At 71.5% G+C, this 3676-nt stretch carries 4 protein-coding genes; all 4 read left to right on the plus strand.

The window, feature by feature from the left end; translation table 11 throughout:
- Window positions 1-1017, plus strand: a 1017-nt coding sequence (locus VFM98_RS17375; RefSeq protein WP_325111157.1) for an acyl-CoA dehydrogenase family protein, incomplete at its 5' end; no start/stop codon positions are given.
- Between the two features lie 34 nt (window positions 1018-1051).
- A complete protein-coding gene (locus VFM98_RS17380) occupies window positions 1052-2032 on the plus strand; it encodes a tripartite tricarboxylate transporter substrate binding protein (RefSeq protein ID WP_325111158.1) in 981 nt (326 codons plus the stop codon).
- A 2-nt stretch (window positions 2033-2034) separates the two neighbouring features.
- Window positions 2035-3135, plus strand: a complete 1101-nt coding sequence (locus tag VFM98_RS17385; RefSeq protein WP_325111159.1) for a CoA transferase — start codon at window positions 2035-2037, stop codon at window positions 3133-3135.
- A 101-nt stretch (window positions 3136-3236) separates the two neighbouring features.
- Window positions 3237-3676, plus strand: a 440-nt coding sequence (locus VFM98_RS17390; protein WP_325111160.1) for a VanZ family protein, incomplete at its 3' end; no start/stop codon positions are given.

The raw sequence follows: 3676 nt of genomic DNA on the forward strand, positions 1-3676 counted from the left end.
ATGAAGGGCGTGTCGCTGTTCCTGGTGCCCAAGGTGCTGCCGGACGGCACGCGCAACGCCTACCGCATCATTCGGCTGAAGGACAAGATGGGGTCGCGCTCGATGGCCAGCGGCGAGATCCGCTTCGAGGGCGCCAAGGCCTGGCTGGTGGGCGAGCTCGGACGCGGCTTCGCCCAGATGGCCGACATGGTGAACAACTCCCGCCTGTCCAACGGCATGCGCTCCGCCGGCATGATGCGCCGTGCGATCGCCGAGGCCCTCTACATCGCGCGGAACCGGCGCGCCTTCGGCCAGCAACTGGTGGACATGCCCCTGATGCAGCGGCAGCTGGCGAAGATCATGCTGCCCGCCGAACAGGCCCGCACCATGATGTTCCAGACGGCGGAGGCGCTGCGCCGCTCGGATGCGGGCGAGGAGGGCGCCTACGCGCTCACCCGCATCCTGACGCCGCTGATCAAGTTCCGCGCCTGCCGCGACGCGCGCGCGGCCACCGCCGACGCGATGGAAGTGCGCGGCGGCTGCGGCTACATCGAGGAATGGGGCGACCCGCGCTTCGTGCGCGACGCGCACCTGGGCTCGATCTGGGAAGGCACGAGCAACATCGTGGCGCTCGACGTGATCCGCGCCATCCGGCGCGAAGGTTCGCTGCCGGTGTGGCGCCGGCACGTGGAGCAGCTGCTCGCGGAATCGCGCTGGCACGCCCGGCCGCGCGCCATCGTGCAAGGGCTCGTCGCGCGGGTGGAGGCGCTCGCCAGCGACGCCGCGGTGCAGGGCCACGAGGCGCTCGCCCGGCAGGCGGCCAGCGCGCTGTACCGGCTCACCGCCGCCGCCGGCATGGGCTGGGAGGCGTCGCGCACCGGGTCGCTGCGGCGCATGCTGCTGGCGCAGCTCACCCTGCAGCACCAGCTGCTGCCGGCCGACCCGCTGCAGGCCCAGCCGCGGGCCGACCTCTCGCTGCTGTTCGCCGAAGGCCTGCCGCAAGGCGACGTGGCGCAGGTGAACGCCTTCGCCGACTAGAGACCCGCTACCCGAACAAACCAGGAGACAAGACATGCATCCGATTTCGCGCCGTACCTTCGCCGCCTTCGCCGGCTGCGCCGCACTGGGCCTGGCCCATGCGCAGGCCCCGTTCCCCAGCAAGCCCGTCGTGCTGGTGATTCCCTACGCGCCCGGCGGGCCCACCGATGCGATGGCGCGCACGCTGGCCACGGCCATCCGGCCGCTGCTCGGCTCGCAGCCGGTGCTGGTGGAGAACAAGCCCGGCGCCGGCGCCAACATCGGCGCCGACTACGTCGCCCGCGCCGAGCCGGACGGCCACACCATCATGTTCGGCACGTCGGCGCCGCTCGCGATCAACGTGAGCCTGTATTCCAAGATCGGCTACGACCCGGTGCGCAGCTTCGCGCCGGTCATCCACGTGGGCTCGCTGCCGAACGTGCTGGTGGTGCATCCTGCGGTGCCGGCCAAGAACGTGCAGGAGCTGATCGCGTATGCGAAGGCGCAGCGCGGCAAGCTCAGCTTCGCTTCCTCGGGCAGCGGCGCCTCGTCGCACCTCGCCGGCGTGCTGTTCAACCAGCGCGCGGGCACCGACATCCAGCACATCCCGTACAAGGGCACCGGGCCGGCGCTCAACGACCTGCTGGGCGGCCAGGTGACGATGGCGTTCACCGACGTGCTCACCGCGCTGCCGCACATCAAGGCGGGCAAGCTGCGCGCCCTGGGCGTCACCACCGCGGAGCGCTCCCGCAGCCTGCCCGACGTGCCCACCGTGATGGAGCAGGGCGTGCCGGACTACGACGTGAGCGTGTTCTTCGCCATCGTGGCGCCGGCGGGCACGCCGCGCGACGTGGTCCAGCGCCTCAACGGCGCCTTCGCGAGCGCGCTGAAGCAGCCGGACGTGCGCGAGCGGCTGGAAGGCCAGGGCCTGCAGATCGCGGCCGACCAGCGCCCCGAGCAGCTGGCCGCGTTCATCCGCGCCGAGGTGGACAAGTGGCGCGAGGTGGTCAAGGTTTCCGGCGCGCGGGCGGATTGAGCATGGATGCCACCGCCACCCCCGCCGGTGCGCTGCAAGGCCTGCGCGTGATCGACCTCTCGCGCGTGCTGGGCGGCCCCTACTGCGGCCAGATCCTGGGCGACCACGGGGCCGACGTGCTGAAGATCGAGCCGCCGCAGGGCGACGAGACGCGCACCTGGGGCCCGCCCTTCGAGCAGGGCGTGGCCTCCTACTACAAGGGCCTGAACCGCAACAAGCGCGGGCTGCGCCTCGACCTCGCCAGCGAAGCGGGGCGCGAACAACTGCTCGCGCTGCTGGAAGGCGCGGACGTCCTGATCGAGAACTTCAAGACCGGCACGATGGAGCGCTGGGGCATCGGCTACGAGACGCTCTCGCAGCGCTTCCCGCGGCTGGTGCACTGCCGCGTGAGCGGCTACGGCGCCGACGGTCCGCTGGGCGGCCTGCCCGGCTACGACGCGGCGATCCAGGCCCTCACGGGCATCATGAGCGTCAACGGCGAAGCGGGCGGGGCGCCGCTGCGCGTGGGCGTGCCGGTGGTGGACATGGTGACGGGGCTGAACGCCGCCCTCGGCATCCTGCTGGCGCTGCAGGAGCGCGAGCGCAGCGGGCGCGGCCAGTTCGTGGAAGCGGCCCTGTTCGACTGCGGCCTGTCGCTGCTGCATCCGCATGCGGCCAACCTGTTCGGCGGCGGCGGCACGCCGCGCCGCACGGGCAACGCGCATCCCAACATCTATCCCTACGACGCCTTTCCCACCGAGACCACGCCGCTGTTCCTGGCGGTCGGCAACGACGGCCAGTTCCGCAAGCTGTGCGAACTGCTCGGGGCCGCCGGGCTCGCCGCCCGCGCCGAGTTCGCTACCGCGGGCGAGCGTTCGCGCAACCGCGAGGCCCTGCGGCAGGAACTGGTGCGCCTGCTGGCGCGCGTGGACGGCGAAGCGCTGGTGCAGCAACTGTCCGCCGCGGGCGTGCCCTGTGCGCCGATCCTGGACGTGCCGCAGGCGCTCGCGCATCCGCACACCGCGCACCGCGGCATGACCGTGCGCCTGGAGGGCTACCAGGGCATCGCTTCGCCGATCAAGCTGGGTCGCACGCCGGCGAGCTACCGGCTGCCCCCGCCCTGAGCCGCCCCGCACCGGCGCGGGCGTGCCACAGCAACCCTCGTTGCTTTGGTAAAGCTGAATGCTTATGGTTGAGTGGGCCGGACCTGTCGGTATGATGCCGCATGCCTGTACGTCGGAAGTTGTTGTTGCGCGCCCTGCTGCTGCTGCTGCTGGCCGCTGTGGTGGGGGTCATGGTCCTGCCGTACAGCGTTGTCTCGGGGATGATGAAGCGCTTTGGCTGGATCGGGGACGTGCTCGATTTCCTCGACACGATCGCCCCCGGCCTGGAGATGAGCCACCTGCTGGCCTTCGCGGCCCTCGGTTTCCTGGCGCGCTTCGCCTGGCCGAAGCGGCGCCCCGCCTACATCCTGGGCGGCGTGCTGGCGGTCGCCGTCTTCGTCGAGATCGTGCAGGTCTGGGTGCCGGGCCGGCAGGCCGCAGTGTCCCACGCCCTGCTGGAGACGCTGGGCGGGGTGGTCGGCTTCGCAATCGCCTGGGTCCTCACCTACGCCTGGGGCACGGAAAGCCTGCCGGACGACTACAAGCCCTCCACCCACTGGAC

It is taken from the genome of Ramlibacter sp. (genome assembly GCF_035706265.1).
Lineage (GTDB): Bacteria > Pseudomonadota > Gammaproteobacteria > Burkholderiales > Burkholderiaceae_C > Ramlibacter.

Excerpts from the sequence above, each read along its gene's own strand:
- VFM98_RS17380 (WP_325111158.1), top strand. The coding sequence starts at position 1,052 with ATGCATCCGATTTCGCGCCGTACCTTCGCCGCCTTCGCCGGCTGCGCC.
- VFM98_RS17385 (WP_325111159.1), top strand. The coding sequence starts at position 2,035 with ATGGATGCCACCGCCACCCCCGCCGGTGCGCTGCAAGGCCTGCGCGTG.